The 18,380-nt window shown below is 35.6% G+C and carries 17 protein-coding genes; 2 read left to right on the top strand and 15 right to left on the bottom strand.

Going from position 1 to position 18,380, the window contains the following annotated elements; all coding sequences use genetic code 11:
* Window position 1 precedes the first annotated feature (1 nt).
* From B3P23_RS00660 to B3P23_RS00590, 15 genes are all read right to left on the bottom strand, one after another.
* Window positions 2-1,246 (bottom strand): glycosyltransferase family 4 protein, encoded by a 1,245-nt coding sequence (locus B3P23_RS00660; protein WP_293923610.1) that lies wholly within the window; start codon window positions 1,244-1,246, stop codon window positions 2-4.
* Entirely contained in the window at window positions 1,247-2,272 is a 1,026-nt protein-coding gene (locus B3P23_RS00655; RefSeq protein ID WP_293923608.1) for a glycosyltransferase family 9 protein, read from the bottom strand.
* Window positions 2,272-2,877 (bottom strand): DUF4254 domain-containing protein, encoded by a 606-nt coding sequence (locus B3P23_RS00650; protein ID WP_293923606.1) that lies wholly within the window; start codon window positions 2,875-2,877, stop codon window positions 2,272-2,274. Before B3P23_RS00650 ends, B3P23_RS00655 begins: the two co-directional genes overlap by 1 nt.
* Window positions 2,878-3,057: 180 nt before the next feature.
* Entirely contained in the window at window positions 3,058-4,548 is a 1,491-nt protein-coding gene (locus B3P23_RS00645) for an NADH-quinone oxidoreductase subunit N (protein WP_293923604.1), read from the bottom strand.
* Window positions 4,549-4,552: 4 nt separating this feature from the next.
* Complete coding sequence (locus B3P23_RS00640; protein ID WP_293923602.1) at window positions 4,553-6,154, bottom strand: complex I subunit 4 family protein; 1,602 nt, start codon at window positions 6,152-6,154, stop codon at window positions 4,553-4,555.
* Window positions 6,155-6,157: 3 nt separating this feature from the next.
* Window positions 6,158-8,200, bottom strand: a complete 2,043-nt coding sequence (locus B3P23_RS00635) for an NADH-quinone oxidoreductase subunit L (protein WP_293923600.1) — start codon at window positions 8,198-8,200, stop codon at window positions 6,158-6,160.
* A gap of 2 nt (window positions 8,201-8,202) precedes the next feature.
* A complete protein-coding gene (gene nuoK, locus B3P23_RS00630; protein WP_045753786.1) occupies window positions 8,203-8,508 on the bottom strand; it encodes an NADH-quinone oxidoreductase subunit NuoK in 306 nt (101 codons plus the stop codon).
* Window positions 8,505-9,053, bottom strand: coding sequence for an NADH-quinone oxidoreductase subunit J (locus B3P23_RS00625; RefSeq protein WP_293923597.1), 549 nt, complete (start codon window positions 9,051-9,053; stop codon window positions 8,505-8,507). Before B3P23_RS00625 ends, nuoK begins: the two co-directional genes overlap by 4 nt.
* Window positions 9,053-9,616, bottom strand: coding sequence for a NuoI/complex I 23 kDa subunit family protein (locus B3P23_RS00620; RefSeq protein ID WP_293923595.1), 564 nt, complete (start codon window positions 9,614-9,616; stop codon window positions 9,053-9,055). The genes B3P23_RS00625 and B3P23_RS00620 overlap by 1 nt, the downstream gene beginning before the upstream one ends.
* Window positions 9,617-9,631: 15 nt before the next feature.
* The gene (locus B3P23_RS00615) at window positions 9,632-10,705 is read right to left on the bottom strand and encodes a complex I subunit 1/NuoH family protein (RefSeq protein ID WP_084405323.1); all 1,074 of its coding nucleotides are present in this window, start codon (window positions 10,703-10,705) and stop codon (window positions 9,632-9,634) included.
* A 169-nt stretch (window positions 10,706-10,874) separates the two neighbouring features.
* Complete coding sequence (locus B3P23_RS00610) at window positions 10,875-12,161, bottom strand: citrate synthase (RefSeq protein ID WP_108158368.1); 1,287 nt, start codon at window positions 12,159-12,161, stop codon at window positions 10,875-10,877.
* 308 nt (window positions 12,162-12,469) lie between these two features.
* Window positions 12,470-13,381, bottom strand: a complete 912-nt coding sequence (locus B3P23_RS00605) for a molybdate ABC transporter substrate-binding protein (RefSeq protein WP_293923591.1) — start codon at window positions 13,379-13,381, stop codon at window positions 12,470-12,472.
* A gap of 13 nt (window positions 13,382-13,394) precedes the next feature.
* The gene (locus B3P23_RS00600) at window positions 13,395-13,862 is read right to left on the bottom strand and encodes a DsrE family protein (RefSeq protein WP_045753792.1); all 468 of its coding nucleotides are present in this window, start codon (window positions 13,860-13,862) and stop codon (window positions 13,395-13,397) included.
* Between the two features lie 3 nt (window positions 13,863-13,865).
* Window positions 13,866-14,846 carry a c-type cytochrome gene (locus tag B3P23_RS00595; protein ID WP_293923589.1) on the bottom strand — a complete coding sequence of 327 codons (981 nt, stop codon included), beginning with the start codon at window positions 14,844-14,846 and terminating at the stop codon, window positions 13,866-13,868.
* Between the two features lie 80 nt (window positions 14,847-14,926).
* Entirely contained in the window at window positions 14,927-15,832 is a 906-nt protein-coding gene (locus B3P23_RS00590; protein ID WP_045753794.1) for a LysR family transcriptional regulator, read from the bottom strand.
* A 391-nt stretch (window positions 15,833-16,223) separates the two neighbouring features.
* Here B3P23_RS00590 and B3P23_RS00585 point away from each other — a divergent pair, with 391 nt between their 5' ends.
* Window positions 16,224-16,589: a BlaI/MecI/CopY family transcriptional regulator gene (locus B3P23_RS00585; RefSeq protein ID WP_045753795.1), complete on the top strand. Its 366-nt coding sequence runs from the start codon at window positions 16,224-16,226 to the stop codon at window positions 16,587-16,589.
* Window positions 16,590-16,591: 2 nt separating this feature from the next.
* Entirely contained in the window at window positions 16,592-18,337 is a 1,746-nt protein-coding gene (locus B3P23_RS00580) for a M56 family metallopeptidase (protein ID WP_293923587.1), read from the top strand.
* The last annotated feature ends 43 nt before the right edge of the window (window positions 18,338-18,380 follow it).

Here is an 18,380-nt window from a genome sequence, read left to right as displayed (position 1 = left end):
TTTATATTTTTGATTTTATTCGTTCAATACAATTTGTCAGTTTATCTATAATTATATCCCATTTATAATTTTCCTCAACGTATTTCATACCATCAATACCTTTTTGTTTAACTATAATAGGATTATTAAGCAAATTAAATAAAATTTTATGTAGGTCAGTTTCTGATTTATAGCATACTAGAGCACCTTTACTTTTACTTTCATGCTCAATCATTACATTACATCGTTTATTAGCAATTACCATTTTTCCTAATGATAAAGCTTCTAGTGCTATCAGGGAAAGGCTTTCATAAATTGAGGGGTTTACGACTGCAAAAGAGTTTTGTATTAACGCCGTTTTTTCTGATTCAGATACAAATCCAGTATAAATAATATCTGGATGTTCTACTTTTGGCATAAATAAATCACCTGTGAGAACTAATTTTAAATCTATTTTATATTTGTGCTTAAAACTAACAAAATAATCTAAAAAATTGTTTAGCTTACCTTCAACAATTCTTCCACAAAATAGTAAATAGGGACTGGATAAATTATCTTTTATCTTTTGAATATCATCAACATTTGCAGGAGTAATATCTACCCCAACTGATATAACTTCGTTTGAGGCAAGTTTGTGTTGAAAAATTTTTCTGCACATTTCCTGTTCAGTACTAGTATTAAATGCTATAAAACCAACTTTGGTAAATAAGTGGGAATTAATAGAGCGAAATAACATGCTTTCCAAATGAGCTGTTGGTATCAAAATAGTTTTTTCGGGCGCTATAAGTGCACCAAAATGAGTTATAGCGTTTTCATACGTTAAAAATATCAAAACATCATATCCCTTTTGATGCTTTTTAATAAAATTTAGTAAATTATCAGAATAAAAGCCATGATGTTTCATTAACTTATATTCTGCATCTTTTTGATAATTCCAAATAGGAAAAATGGGGAAAATGATATTAGATAATTTTAAACGATAAATTAACCGTCTAATTTTTCTTGCTTTTTTTGTCTTTTTTTGTAATTTTCTGTATTGATCCTTGTCAAATGGATTATTGTTAAAACGTCTAATTTTAACTCCGTTTATTTCATCACATTCTTCTTTTAATTCAGGAATGAATGTTGTGTAATCTTTTATTGTTGTGGTTAGTACCTCAACATCATACTTATTGACTAACCTTTCAGCTAGCATTCTACAATGAAATTCGGCACCGCCGGTTACATCTAAACCATAACGTACCGTTATAAATCCAATTTTCCCCATTTAAATAATTTGATTGATGCTTGAAATAACCATTTCGGAAGAGACCAAGTCGATCGCTTCAGTTCCATCACAAAGGCAGGACTTATTGCCGTAAACAGAATTAGGTCTATTTGGATGTTCCACTTGTATGCAGTCTGAAATCGTTTGTCCATATCCTAGAAATCCAGCAAAAGGATGAGTTGCCCCCCATATTGATAAGCAACGTACGCCCATTAAAGAAGCCATATGCATTCCGGACGAATCCATGCTGATCATTAAATCTAAATTAGAGATAATGGATAATTCTTCCTTGAGTTTGAAGCGACCGATCGTACTATGCACATTGGGATATAATACCTGCCATTTTTCTGCTTGTGTCTGCTCAGTTTTACCGCCTCCAAAGATATAGACATCCACATTATTGTGCGATAAGTAACTGATTACCTCTTGCATTTTTTCGAGTGAAAAAACTTTGTAGGGATGTTGAGCAAATGGTGCAATCCCAATTTTTTTACTGTCATCATTAGCAAATAGAGCATGTGCTAGATTGGGTAATGGCAATTGATTTGGTACTAATTTATTTTGAAGTACAAATTGAAAACCCAGTTGGCGAAATACATCCGCATAGCGTTCAACAGTGGGTTTCAAGGGTTTCAGAACCTTGTTAGGGAAGCGAGTCAGTTCTTTTTTCTCTTTACGCCCTTTATCCAATTGCTTTACTTGTAAGCCAGAGAACTTAAAAAGAGCCGACAAAATCCTAGATCTTAAATTAAAATGTAGATCTGCAACAGCATCAGCACCTTCCGATGCTAATTCTTTCTTCAGGGCTATAATTCCCTTTAATCCCTTATGTTTTTCCTTAGGATAAAAACTATGAAATTTGATATTGGGTATTCCTTCAAAAAAGGCTTGAAAAAGCGGACGACTGACCATAATGATGGAGACTGATGGATATTGCTCTGCAAATTCTTTCAGCACAGAAGCAACCATGGCAACATCTCCCATGGCAGAAAAGCGTGTAACAATTATTTTTGAAGGTAAAGCCATTATTTAGCTGCCTGATATAACACGGGATTTAAACTTGGGTCATTATACATTTTCATCTGTTTGTAGACCTTCATATATTTTTTGCCTGCTTGAATATCCGAAAGCAATTCGTCAATACTTTGAGACAAATCAATGCGTTGTTCCAATAATACATTTAGTTTAATTTGACAAGCATCGATATGACTTTGCTCGACATCTTCACGTAATGTTTCTTGCTCCATATGGTAGATTTTCAATGCAAGTATAGACAAGCGGTCAATTGCCCAAGCTGGACTTTCCGTATTGATTTTAGCATCCTCATTTGGAGTAATATGCTGAAACTTTAAAAGATAATAACTATCTATATATTCTACTGTATCTGTGCGGTGCTGATTGGACTCATCAATTCTTCTTTTCCAGTATAAACCTTCTTTAGGATCGATCTCTGGATTTCTGACCACATCTTCCATATGCCACTGTACCGTATCAATCCAACATTTCATATAGAGTAAATGTTCTAATGACGACGATTCAAATGGATTTTGAATAACTTGATCAATTTCGTTTTCAACGTGATAATCTGCGATTGCACGTTGAAAAATAGTGTTAGCTAATGCACTTATCATACTACAAACTTAGATAAATTTGTTTTATTTACAATCTTAATTACGTCATATATAAAAACAAATTTATTCATCAGAATCTCTTTTAGACGGTCTTCATGATGGATTTACAATAGTCACGCGCTTTTGTCTGATTCCAAATTATTTTATAATTGAAATATCATGATAAATGAAATAGGTAACTTAATTTATGAAATTCAATAGTAAACTGGGATAAATACCCAAAATCATGACTACAATACTAATGGAAACGGCTATAGAGATTAAAAAGATATTGAATTTGGGTAAATCTGTAACTGCTTGATTTTCTCTTAAAAATGCTTGTAAAGGAATTTTAAAATAATAGAATAAAGAGATCACCGATGTTAGTGCACCTACGATAAGTAAGATGAGTAAGGACACTTCATTTACAACTTGATATTGTTCGAAGACCTTGGAAAATACCAGAAGTTTACCGATAAAACCAGCAGTAGGAGGCAATCCGATCAAAGAAATCAAGAGGATTGAGAAGCATACGAATAGAAGAGGATATTTTTTGCCCAAACCGGTATAGGATTCAATTTTAGTGTTGCCAATCCCATTTTCCAATTGATCAATCAATATGAAAACAGCAATATTCATCAAAGCATAAATCGTTATATAGAATAATAGGACAGCGATATCATGCTGGACATAGACGAGAGCTACCATCAACAAGATACCCGTATGACCAATAGAAGAATAAGCCATCATTCTTTTCACATCTTTTTGTTTTAAGGCAGCTAAATTTCCGATCAGCATCGTGGCGATAGCAATGATGATAATGATCGTGGTTAGAAACTCGGAATAATAGAAAGGACTAGCGGTCCAACTTGCCAATAAACGTGATAAAAGAACGAGGGCGCCGATTTTAGGAACAGTTGATAAATAAGCAGTGATCGGAGTCGGAGCGCCTTGATATACATCGGGACTCCATACATGAAAAGGAGCGAAACTCAACTTAAAACCAATGCCAGTAAGCAGAAATAGAAATGCGATGCTGCACATGATTTTAGGAGCTTCAATAAGTCCTTGTATATGTTGTGCCGAGTCAAAATTTAAGTTTCCCGTGAAACCGTATATCAGCGATAATCCATATAACATCACTGCAGCACAGATGGAACCGAAGAGGACATATTTCATTGCAGCCTCAGCCTCAAACTTCGTTTTGGAAAAGTATCCTACCATCACGTACGAACTGATGGATACAGTTTCTATAGCAATAAAGATCAACAGCCAATTGCTGCTTAGAGTCAATAGATGCAGTCCCAAGGTTGCAGTGATCAAGACCGCATACAAATCTCCAATTGGGCGAATTTGGTTTGAAAAACGCTGCTGTATGAAAACCGATATGAATAATGTCGATACCGATATGATGATGCGAGATAGAATGGATAATTGATCAATTTTGATCATTTCAAAGAATCCAGATTGACCAATGAATAACTGATGCTGATCCAAAAGGAAAAATAAACTAATGAGTAAACCTGCTACAGTAATGATAAAGGAACTGAATTTCCATATTTTGTCTACAAACAAACTGCAAATGATACTGCATACAAAAGCAATCATTAAAGTAAGCTCCGGCTTGAAAAGGGGAATACTTGCAATGATATGATCTAAGATTGATGAAATTGATGAAGCAAATGCTGACATGTTCTTAGTTATACTGTTGAATAAATGCAACCAAATTGATAACCGAGGCGTTCATTTGATCAAATACAATAAATGGGCATATCCCCAAAATCAACGCAAGTGCTAATGTAGGGAACAGGATGAGTTGCTCTCGTCCTGTTAAGTCCACCAGAGCCATATTCCAAGAGTCGCCACCTTTCAACCTTGTTTGTCCAAAAAACATACGTTGCAGAGTCCATAATAGATAAGCAGCACTCATCAGTATACCAACAGAACCCGCTATAGCCATCCATCTCGGAAGACCAGTACCGAGACTTGCAGAATTAAATGTACCAATAATAACAAATGCCTCTGCTATAAATGCCGAGAATCCAGGTAGACCTAGTGAAGCAAAAAATGCGATCGCAACATAGGCTGTGTACTTGGGCATAATGGTAGCTAAACCTCTAAAATGTGGAATGTATCGATCATGCACACGATCATAAATCACACCGACTAAAAAGAATAAAGCAGCAGATAGAAAGCCATGGCTAATCATTTGGAACATTGCTCCAGAGATACCTTCTGTAGTAAATGATGCTAAGCCAAGCAACACAAAGCCCATATGTGATACGGAAGAATAGGCAATCAGACGTTTTAAATCTTTTTGAGCCAAAGCGTTAAAAGCCCCATATAAAATAGAAATGACACCAATGAGACCCAGCCACCAGTTACTTTGTGCTGCAGCATCAGGGAAGATGCTAAAGCAAACGCGTATGATACCGTATCCACCAATTTTTAATAATATACCGGCTAATATGATCGATACCGGTGTTGGAGCTTCCACGTGGGCATCAGGCAACCAAGTATGTAGCGGAACAATGGGGACTTTAATGGCAAAAGCAAAGAAAAGTACGATAAAACCAATTAAGCGGGCAGATATACCAAATATTTCTTGATAACCATCAAGCGCAAATATAGAGCCATCCACATAGTTATCTGGATTCATCATATGGATCATACTAAAGGTATGAGCACCTGTTACTGGATTAATGACAGAAAAATAAAGACCAACAATAACCAACAGCATAAATACAGAACCAAATAAGGTGTAGATGAAGAATTTCATCGCAGCATACTCTCGTCGTTCTCCACCCCATATACCAATCAAGAAATACAGGGGCAGTAGCATCACTTCATAGAAGAGGTAAAATAAGAAGAAATCCAAAGCACAAAAGATACCGATCACCGCCATATTCAATAACATCAATAAGGCAAAGTACCCCTTCAGGCTTTTCTTCATATTCCAAGAAGCACCGATAGCCATTAACATCACAAATGTACTTAATACCAATAAGGGCATCGATATACCGTCTACACCCAATAAGTAATCAATTTCTAATTTTCCAGTAGTGCCCAAATCCAGTCGGATCCAAGGTAGCTGTTCGACCAATTGATACCCAGCTAATGTATTGATACCAGTTGAAGTGGGGTTAAAGGAGAAATAAGCCATTCCTGCCAAAACAAGCTGTACAGCAGTTATAGCAAGGGCAATGTATTTATAAACATCTTTGAATCGACTAGGAAGCGCAAGTATGATCGCTGTGGCTAGAAGAGGTAAAAAGATTAATAAGGATAGTGTAGGCATTTTCTAACGTAATAAAAGATAAACTAAACCAACTATAACAAGTAAAAAAACAGAATATAAATAGGTCTGTAGTTTTCCATTCTGTGCTGACCGTGCAAAATTTCCTAATGTAAGTGCAATTTTCCCAAAAGCATTAACAAGGCCATCAACAATGTTTTTATCCAACCAATGACTCAAAAGGGCTATTTGCTGGATTAATTTTGTAAATATATGAATGAAACCATCAACAATATGGCGATCTATCCAATAAGAAAATTTACTTAAATTCAACACACCGTTGACTATAACTTTCTCATTAAAAAGATTGAGATAACCCTGATTGAAAGATATTCGATTAGCAAGGCTATTGGCATGCAGTGGATATTGTCCTTGAGCATACCATCTCCATCCCAATACCCATACCGATAATGCACCAGCAGTTAAGATTATTGGAATAATAAGATGTGCCGTATGATTAGTTTCATAGGGATACTGTACAAGCAATCCATCCATGACCCATGCATCATGGTAGGAAATGGGGTTTATGGAAAATAGGGGAAAGAAACAGCAAATTCCTAAGAAGTACATGGGCCAGAGCATCAATTTAGGAGAGTCATTCAAATGAACTGATGACCCCAATAAATTTTTAATGCGTAACTCCGAAAAGAAGGCTTTAAAAATGAGACGTCCAATATAAAATGCAGTCATGATGCTGACGATAATCAAAATTGTCGGTACGATCTGAAAGATGGGACCTTTTGCTGCTGCCCATTCAAATGCAGAAATAATAATACTGTCCTTAGATAGATAGCCTGAAGTCAGGGGAAATCCTGCGAGTGCTAGTGAAGCAACGGTCATTAAAATAAATGTTTGAGGCATATATTGACGTAGTCCCCCCATGTTACGCAGATCTTGAGGGTCAAAATCAAGTTTATGATGTACTTTAAGATGTGCCATCTCATGGATGACAGCTCCAGCACATAGAAACAGTAAACACTTGAAAAAGGCATGAGTCAATAAGTGAAACATCGCTGCATCCCAAGTACCGATACCGATACCCACCATCATATAGCCCAGTTGTGAAATCGTAGAAAAGGCTAATATCTTTTTGATATCATACTGCGCTAACGCAAAGTACGCTGCAGTAGTAGCCGTTATCGTACCAATGATAACCATGATCAAAAGTACAGTATCATTAAAAAGCGGAAATAAGGTACTCATTAAAAATACTCCCGCGGCAACCATGGTCGCAGCATGTATTAATGAAGAAACGGAGGTAGGACCCTCCATGGCATCAGGTAACCAGACATGTAGTGGAAATTGCGCTGATTTTGCCATGGCCCCTAAGAAAAACGAAATTCCAGTTACCGTTAACCAGATCGCATCCATACTGTTGTATGGTGATATCCAGAGTCCATTTTCAATAGTTGTGTTCGCAATCAAACCATCGTTTCCAAATAATGTGACGAGATTTAAAGTGCCAAATTGCGAGTAGACAATGGCTATACCAATTAAGAATCCCAAATCACCGATTCTGTTGACTAAAAAAGCTTTTTTATTGGCTTGTACAGCAGCATCCTTGGTATACCAGAATCCAATCAATAAATAGGATGCAAAGCCAACAAGTTCCCAAAATACGTACATGAGCAGTAAGTTGTTCATGATGACAAGTCCGAGCATTGCGAAACAGAATAAACTGAGATACATCCAATAACGGTGTATTCCAGCATCGCCGTGCATGTAGGATTTCGAATAAATATGAACAGGAACTGCTATGGTGGAAACCAGAAGCAGCATCAGCGAACTGAGGTTATTCAGCAATATACCAACCGTAAATGTCGTGTTGCCTATTTTAAACCAGGTGATTTCAGAGGATAGGGGCATGGCATTCCATACATCAAGAAATGTCAGTAAGCTGAAGACAAAACTGAATATAATCGCTAACGTCCCAACGAGACCTGATTGGTCTTTTTTACCAACAATAGCTTGATATAAAAAAGCCAATAAAGGGATGACTACAGTTAAAAGTGCAGTACAAATAGGCGATATGTTTAATAAAAAGTCCAATGTTAATCTTTTAATTCCCGAATTTGATCCGGATTAACGGTTTTGTAGTAGCGGTATACGTTGAGAATAATAGCTAACCCAACTGCAACCGCAGCTGCAGCTAATACAATTGCAAATAAGGCAAATATCTGCCCACTATAATTGATCTTGTCATACTTACCAAAAGCAACAAAATTGAGAATAGCAGCATTGATCATCAATTCAATACCCACCAAAATCATAATCGCATTCTTTTTTGCTAATACAGCATATAGGCCGATACAAAAGATACAAGCTGAAACAACTAAAAAGTGTGTTAAGGTGATCATTTTTGTAAATCCTTTCGTGATAAATGCGATGCACCTATTAAAGCCATCATCAAAAAGATGGATATCACTTCAAAAGGCAACACATATTGAGTCATAAATTTAATACCCAGTTGATGGATATTATTATCTGTGCTTTTGATAACGGTATTATTTTCAATAGCTGTAGTCATCCACACCGTAGGGGTCTGTTGCCATTCTATAATACCGAAAATCATCATTCCTAAAAACGCCAAGATCAAAGGAAGTACTTTCCATGTAGGGAGCGAAAACAAAGATCCCGTAGTCTGTTGTAGATCGTTGAGCAATTCTTTATTCGAAAGCATAAAGGCGAATAATAACAAAATAAGTACACCACCGACATAGACCATGATCTGTGTGATCGCGACAAAATCGGCTAAGGCAAATAAGTAAAGACCCGCCATAGCGAATAATACTACAAAAAATAAAAATAGGGCCCGTGCTATATTTTTTAAACTCACCACCAATATAGCTGAACCGACAGCTAGGGTTGCGAAAGCGTAAAATAAAAAAAGTTCTATATTCATTATTTTGCTTTTGCTGCCTCCTTTTCAGCTTGAAATTTAGTCCATTCCGATTTTCTTTGCGCTACCTGATCATCTGTCATGTCCGAAAACCCATAAATTAAATCGGTCAGTTTGGTTGAACTACGATCATATTGATTGGTCATAACAATACATTCTGTTGGACAGACCACGGTACACAATCCACAGTACATGCATTTAGCCATGTCAATATCAAACTTTGCTGGATATAATCGTTTGACACTGCCATCAGAAGTTTTTCCTATCGCTTCTGGCGATTTGATGGCCTCAATTGCAATACAGTCGACAGGACAGGCTTTGGCACATAAATCACAGACGATACAATCGTCAATTTCAACTTCAAGTTGATAGCGTGCAACTTCAGGAATGGGCATTTTGACTTTGGGATATTGAACTGTCGCAATACCTTCCTGCTTATCAAAATAATTATCTTTTGTAATATCCAGTTCTTGACGCGCCTTACGAGCACCAAATAGATGCTTTACTGTCAGAGATAATCCTTTGAAAGCAGTCGTTAATGCATGAAAAGCCGTTTTGAATATCATATCAATTTAACCAAATTAAACAATTACTAAAATTCTCCAGATTGCAGAGATTGCCATACATAGAAATGCTAGTGGTGTTAATACTTTCCAGCATAAATTCATCAGTTGGTCTGCACGTAAACGAGGTAATGTCCAGCGGATCCACATCTGCACACCAACTAAAAAAAGCGACTTTGAAAATGTCCAAAATATTCCCCAAGCAAAGCCTGTTGTCCAATCGGCAAGCTTCAATGCGCCAATATTAGGTAAAGGAGTGTTCCAAGCCCCTAAGAAGATGACCACTCCCAACATAGACACTAAAAACATCATCGCATATTCAGCTAAAAATAAGAATGCAAATTGTATCCCTCCATATTCGGTATGAAAACCACCTACTAATTCTGATTCTGCTTCGGGTATATCAAATGGGGCACGGTTACATTCTGCCAATGTCGCGATAAAAAAGATGATATAGGTGACGATCATATGTGGAGCCTGAAAGATATTCCACGCGAATATTCCACCAACATTTTTGATCGACCAGATACCTAAAAATTTGATTTCTTCTGTTGCCAGTACGCCTTGATTGGTTGCAATATCATTTAAGTTTAATGTTTGTGTCAGCATAACAGCAGCGATCAATGATAAGCCAACAGGGATTTCATAGGAGACCATCTGTGCAATGGCACGCATCGAACCCAGTAATGAAAATTTATTGTTGGAACCCCAGCCTGCCATTAAAATCCCGATTGCATCAATGGATACAATGGCCATAATAAGGAATAAACCCGTATGTGTATTGACGGGAATAAAATCTTGTGACCAGGGCATAACAGAAAACCCCGTGAAAACGGCCACGAAAATAATGATCGGAGCCAGACGGAATAAAATTTTATCAGCTAAGAGTGGAGTGATTAATTCCTTTTGTAGCAGTTTTAAGATATCAGCAATGGTTTGGAGAGAACCATATTTTCCAGTTTCCATAGGACCAAGTCTGTCTTGAACAAACCCAGCTATTTTACGTTCAGCATATACTGCAAACAACGTGAAGATCGCTATAAACATGAATATAGCGACAGGAACAAGGATATGGATAAATAAATCTAACAAGTCTTATTTGTAATGATTATGAATAAGTGAAATTCTAGTAGGCAAATTTAAGTAAAAGGTATGAATTAAGAGCAGGAAAAACAAATTATATACTGGTTTAATAGACATTTGTTTTTAGAAACAAAAAAAGCATCTTAAAAGATGCTTTTTTATAGAAATATTTTAACGATTAACGTTGTGTAATTTCAACATAATTACGTTCTGTTTGTCCAGTGTAAACTTGTCTTGGACGGCCGATCGGCTCTTTGTTTTCACGCATTTCTTTCCATTGTGCGATCCATCCCGGAAGACGACCTAATGCAAATAATACGGTAAACATTTCCGAATTAAATCCTAATGCGCGATAAATAATTCCCGAATAGAAATCGACGTTTGGATATAATTTTCTGTCAATAAAGTATTGATCGTTTAATGCAGCTTCTTCCAATTTTTTCGCGATATCTAAAACAGGATCATTCACTCCTAATTTTTCTAGAATATCATCACATGCTTTTTTAATAATTTTAGCACGAGGATCGAAATTTTTGTAAACGCGGTGACCAAATCCCATTAAACGGAAAGGATCATTTTTATCTTTTGCTTTTGCTAAATATTTTTCTGCATCACCACCATCATTTTTGATTGCTTCCAGCATTTCAATGACAGCTTGATTAGCACCACCGTGTAATGGACCCCAAAGCGCATTGATACCGGCAGATACCGATGCGTATAAATTTGCATTTGAAGAACCTACGATACGTACCGTAGAAGTCGAACAGTTTTGTTCGTGGTCAGCATGTAAAATCAACAATTTATGCATAGCATCAATGACAACAGGATCAAAAGTCTTATCTTGATTGACTTCTCCAAAAATCATATTTAAGAAATTGTCGATATAGCCTAAATTAGTTTTAGGATAGACAACAGGATGACCTAAAGATTTCTTTTGAATCCAAGAAACAATAGTCGGCATTTTTGCCAATAAATTGATGATTGTTTTATCTTCTTCTTCTGGTGTAGGGTTAGGATCTAAAGATTCTGGATAGAATGCCGATAAAGCACCAACTAGACATGATAATTGTCCCATTGGATGAGATTTTGAAGGAAAACCTGCAAAGAAGTTCTTCATGTCTTCATGGATCATCATTTGTGATTTGATGTCCGTGCGGAATTGTTCTAAAACGGCTTTTGTAGGAAGATCTCCGTATATCAATAGATAAGCAACTTCTAAGAAAGTCGATTTTTCAGCTAATTGTTCAATAGGATATCCGCGGTATCTCAAAATACCGGTTTCACCGTCTAGGAAAGTAATGGCACTTTTTGCTGCTCCTGTGTTTTTAAAACCTGGATCTAAAGTAATATATCCAGATTGATCTCTCAATTTAGAGATGTCAACTGCTTTTTCGTTTTCTGTACCAGTAACAACTGGAAATTCGTATGACGAACCATTTAAAATAATAGATGCTGTTTCAGACATAAGCTTCTTATGTTATCATGTGTTTATGCAAATGTAATAAAATTGATAGCTAATATACTAGATTTTCGTAATAATAATGCCATAATCCGCTTGTTTTTGACTTTAATTTTAATTACAAATGGCAGTTTTTACTCATAACTGCCATTTGGTTATCCAAAAGTTTTAGATGGATAAAAAAGTTAAAAATATAATTTTTTAAGTATAATATAAGAGATCTACACGATCGGAGATTGATCGTTTTCCGCTCCATAGTAAGGATCCATATGTTATTCTTTTACAGTAAAATTGATTTTAAAAAAGCTTAGTTTTTAATCAACTTGAAAACCATATTTTTTATAGATATTTTTAGCCGATGATGACTGTAGATAAGTCATAAAATCAGTTGCGGCCTGCTTATTTTTTGATTTTTTTAATTTACCAGCCATGTATTTTGCCGTTATATTTTCATGATCTGGAATAGCAATACTTTCAATTGGATGATTTTTTATCTTTTGAAAGTAGGCTTCAGAATACCATACCGGAGCCACATCAGCTTGTCCCTCTAGTATTCTCAAAGGACTTTCCCGATGATGAATTTTAGTGAGGTAAGTTGATTTATCGGCTACTTTTTCTTTCATAACAGCATGAATGAGTTCTTCTCCGCCTGCTTTCCGATAAGCCGTTTTTATTTGTTCTCCAACCCCTTCCCATGCTGGATTTGGCATACTGATGCGAACATCTTTGCGTTTCAGATCTGTTAAAGACTTGATGTTTTTTGGATTTCCTTTAGGAACCATAAGGGTCAGTTTATTGGTCGCATATGCAATTGTGTGATCGAAGTAGTCTGCCATTTCGGTGATCCTTCTTTGACCAGCCGTATAGATATCAGGTGTATGGGTGATCTTCAGATTACCAATCGTCAAAGATCCACCCTGTATTTGTTTAGCTAAAATTCCAGGAGGAAGTGTTTCTACAAAAATACGTTCATACTGTGGGTATTCCTTTTTAAACGTTTTGATGAGATCGTCAATAACCATAAACTGATTTCCTGCAAAGAAAATAACCAATTGTGGGTTTTCGATCTCACCGTATAGATCAGGAATATTATCAATGCCTGGAATCGTAAAATTTACTGCAGATTCAGGTGGTGTATTCCATGGGGGATGAAATTGGTAATCTTGGGCATATGTAAATGCTGTTCCTAGCAGAAAAGCAAGAAGTGTTTGAAAGAATATTTTCATGTGTTGTCCTTAATTATGGTTTAACAATATTCCATCCTTGATGAGCTCTGATGATCAATTCACCGTTACCACTCGGTACATAACCGATAAAGTCAAAAAGCTGTTCTTTCGTGAGGTTTCTTTCCTTTAGCGAATTGGTACATTGTGCTACAATAACACCTCGGGCAATTAGCTTTTTGAATTGTTCCTCATATTTAGACGTGCTTTTTAGAAAAGCCTCCGTTCCTCCAGAAAAAGTAATGAGCTCTACTGTTAATTTTCCCTTTAATCTTGGATCATCTAATACATTATTGATATTTCGAATCGCTTTTTCAATCGTTTTAGGATCGTTACTATCCAATTGATAGATCGTATGATAAGCTTTCTTTTCGGCAATAGCTCCCTGAAATGAAGCATTTTTAGTCAATTCCTCTGGGGTCTGAGCGGATAATTTCCCTACACTTAGTAGAGAAATGATCATGATCATCATCGTTTTATTCATTTTTTAAAAATTAAAAGGTCCAAATTTATGTTGTATTGCACTAATTTTATCGTTGTAGGGTGGGTAAGGAGAGTCCTTTGGTTTCTTAGCTAAATTGGGATAGTCTTTTTCTTTATTTGCTTTGATAGGTCTCGAAAAAGAATTGATATATGCTGCTACATCATATGCCTCCTCATCTGTTAAGATGGGATTGTCATGTGTAGCACCTAAAGGCATATTCCCTTTAATAAATTTCATTGCCGTCAACACGCGTGCCATTCCTGCACCATCGTTGTAGGAATCATCACCCCATAATGGTGGATATTGATAACCCCTACTATCTGTAAGTTTTTGACCTTCCCCATTTGCACCATGACAACTTTGACACTGTTGTTGAAATACGGCAGCACCATTTTTTTGATTGGCGGCCCGTTCTGGAATGGTGACTTTCACAAATCCCTGACCAGCAATTCTTTTTCCAATAGGTACATTTTTGCTGATATATTTGATATAAGTAATTATGGATCTCATTTCAGTACTGTTGACATCAATAGCATGACCATTCATACTGCGTTCAAAACAACCATTGATACGTTCTTCTAACGATTCTATTTTATCTTCTCTTCCGATGTAAATAGGGAAAACACCCGTTAGACCAACGTAAGGTGCAGCAAATGATTTTGTGCCACCATTGAGATGACAATTGGTACAAGCTAAATGATTACCGATTTTTGTTCCATTTTTCTGATAAAAATAATTGTAAGTCTCCCGAATCAATTTTTCCCCATAATTTGCCATCTTATCTTCGTTAGTTTGCTCATAGGGACTTCGTTTTAATTGATCCACATGTGTGATCATTTCTTCACTTTTATGCTCTTTGGGAGAAGACTTATCAGGCAGAGCATTTGTCATGTAAGCAAATAAAATGATAAAGCATACTAATATACTCGTGATCACCATAATGGTACTACTACTTCTCCTAATTTTTTTTATTTCCTCTTCCATTCATACTTGGGTTTAAAACAAAAGTAGCTGAATCGAAAGCAACACTATAATTCAAAATTATTATTACTCATAACATATGGTTATGAGTAGATTTTACCTTTATGCTGCTGTATAAAGTTCATAAATTTAATAGGTAGACCGGTTAAGCCGCCGACAAGATGTGTGATATAGAAATAACGTTCTATACTGAAATTATCAAATTCTATAATTTTGAGTTCACCATTTTTAAGTTCTTCTTGGATAGCATGAATGGATAAAAATGCTGCAGCATGGCTATATTTGAGATAACGCTTTATACTTTCAGAAGAAGATAAGGTAATTTCTGTATGAAGGTGTTGTATAGAAACTCCTGCTTCTTTCAATTTCCGATCAATAATATCGCGCGTACCAGAACCTGCCTCTCTAAAGACGAGAGCTAGTTTGTAGATATCGTTAAGCGCATATTTATCCTCATTGCATATCATATTATTGCATCTGGTGACCAAAACAATTTCATCTTTGATATAAGGAATAAATTTTAACGATCTATTATCGGGCAATCCTTCTGTAATACCTAGATGAATCTCATTTTTTATCAGCAACTGTTCAACACGTTTTGAATTTGCTTGGATCACCTTAATTTCATTTTGTGGAAAATGCTGATTAAATGCTACTAGCATTTTAGGTATGACATACTGGGATATAGTCGTACTTATGCCGAGTAAAAGATTTCCATTTTCCTTTCCAATGATTTCGTTGATTTGATATGTCGCCAGATTATATTGCTCCAAAATAATTTGTGCATGATGATAGAGGATTTTTCCAGCAGGGGTAAGCGCTAAACGATTTCCTAACCTTTCAAATAGAGCAGTACCTATTGAATTTTCAATTTCTTGAATATTTTTACTCACTGCAGGCTGAGAAATGAACAGTTCCGATGCTGCTTTGGTGAAGTTGAGTGTATGAGCTGCAACATAAAATACTTTTAGTCTAAAATCGAAATCCATATAGCCTTATTGTGATGTCATGTATTGCTCCAAATCTATAAAAAAATAGATGCGATTTCATGGATTAACAATATTGTCACAATAGCGAAGAGCTTTATAAGAGTTTTATTATTCACAAATGTATCTTTTATGCACATTAAATCTGGCAAAAGTTTATGTCATATCCTTCTTTTGTTGTCGGATGATTACACTGGAGTACGCCTAAATCTTGCTTGCACAAATAGGGTATAGGACAGCTCTGTAAGCTGAAAGCTTGCAAGCATTTTTTGTTTTACTTTTATAGGAGACAAGTAGCCGTATGTGACTATCGAAAGAAAAAAATAAAATATTTCTTTTGTTTGTTACGATTTATTCGTAGACTTGTGTATAATTAGTAGTTTAATAATCAGATATGGAAAAGTTAACAGCACAAGAAGAACAAGCGATGCAAGCAATTTGGAATCTTAAGGCATGTTTCGTGAAGGAGATTTTAGATCATATTAAAGGAGAGAAAATGCCTTACACCACATTGGCCTCTACAGTTAAAAATTTAGAAAAAAAGGGATTCGTCAAATCTGTTAAATATGCAAATGCCAATCGATATGAGCCCCTTATATCTGAAGAGGATTACAAGGAAAAATTTATGCACTCCTTTGTTGGAGATTATTTCAAGAATTCATACAAAGAGATGGTGTCATTCTTTGTAAAAGAAGAAAAACTTTCTGCATCTGAATTGGAAGAAATCATGCAGATGATTAAAGATAACAAAAGCGAATAAGTATGGAAAATATCCTAAATTATGCTATTCAAATTAATGTATTACTTACTGTTGTCTACTTAGGTTATGCATTTTTATTAAAAAACCTAACATTTTATATGCTCAATCGGGTGTACTTGTTGACAGGTATTGTCTTTTCATTTGTATATCCGTTTCTTGACATACAATCTTGGTTTAGTAAACCCATTCCATCCGTTGGGGAGATCGCGATGGATTGGTCTATGTTTTTGGATCAAGATGTTGAGCAATCATTTTTCACTTTAAATAACATATTGATTATCATATTGGGTATAGGTATTGCTGTTTTATTTATACGGTTTTTGATCCAGATGATCAGTTTGTTGCGCATTCATATCTATTCGGAACCTGCACAATGGCAATCTTATCTTTTTAGAAATGTTTTTATACCTATTGTTCCTTTTTCATTTCTGAATAAAATCTATGTCAATCGAGACCATCATGACGAACCTGAATTATTGGATATTTTTAAACACGAAGATATCCATGTTAAAGGTCTGCACTCTATTGATATTTTGATCAGCGAATTTACTTTAATCAGTAGTTGGTTCAATCCTTTAGTCTGGTTGATGCGGAAAGGGATACGTGAAAATTTAGAATTTTTGACAGACCAACAAGTACTTAACCATGGAGTCGATAAACAAGCATATCAATATAGCCTGTTGCGTGTCAACAGTAGTGGGGGTGCTGCTACATTAGGGAATCAATTTAGTTTTAAAGCCTTAAAAAGAAGGATTATGATGATGAATAAAAAACGATCAGCAAAAATACAAATGAGCAAATATGCTTTTATGCTGCCTGTATTTGTATTAACTGCTGCAGCATTTACTTTAAATAAAGCTGAAGCGAAGATTACAGAAGCGGTAGATGCGGCTAAGGAAATGACTTTAGCACCTGTCGTATCAGAGGTTCAAAAACCTGTTGATACCATAGAGAAAGTAATCGATACCAAGCCAGATACATTAAAAGGAAAAGTAATCGGTTTTAAGTTAAACACCGATACTGTTATCAGAGGAAGTGCAATAGTAGATGCTTCTTTTAAAACAACTGAAAGTAATGAGGTGAAAACTGTTATAATAAGAGGTAATTCATCTTTAGGTAAGGATGTCTTATATATAGTGGATGGAAAAGAGACTCAAGCTGATGATATCAGTAGTATTGATCCATATCATATAAAAGAAATTAGTGTGGTTAAAGATCAGGTTGCTACAGTTAAATATGGTGAAAAGGCGAAGAATGGAGTGATATTTATAACGACCAAATCCTCTGCGGAAAAATTTTCAGCACCAACAGCCTCAGAATCTACTAGTAGCTTGAAGAATAAAAATGACGGAATTGAAATTAAGCAAAGAACTTCTGCAACTTTCGTGAGCACCACTTCACCAAGGATTACTATTCATAAAAGAGATAGATTGGCTAATGACCCCTTATATCTAGTTGATGGAAAAATCTATGAGGGTGAAATAAGTTCAATTCAACCTGATCATATCGAAAGTATAGAAGTTTTAAAAGATGCTTCTGCAACTGCGCTTTATGGAGCCAAAGCAGAAAATGGCGTCATCATCGTAACAACAAAAAAGGAAACCTCCGGAAATTCGACTACATTAAAAAGTGATAACGGAAAAACAATTAAGGGAGTCAGCATTAAAGTGAAAAATAACCACGATTCGGTAAAAACTATACCTGAATCTCAAATGGATGAGATCACTATTATTGGTATTAAAAAATAGAATGGCCTTCATCATAAGATAAAAAAAACTAAAAAAGCTCTAA

Origin of the sequence: Sphingobacterium sp. UBA6320 (genome assembly GCF_002440335.1) — a bacterium.
In the GTDB taxonomy this organism is placed as follows: Bacteria; Bacteroidota; Bacteroidia; order Sphingobacteriales; family Sphingobacteriaceae; genus Sphingobacterium.
This window is presented reverse-complemented; position numbering and strand designations above follow the sequence as displayed.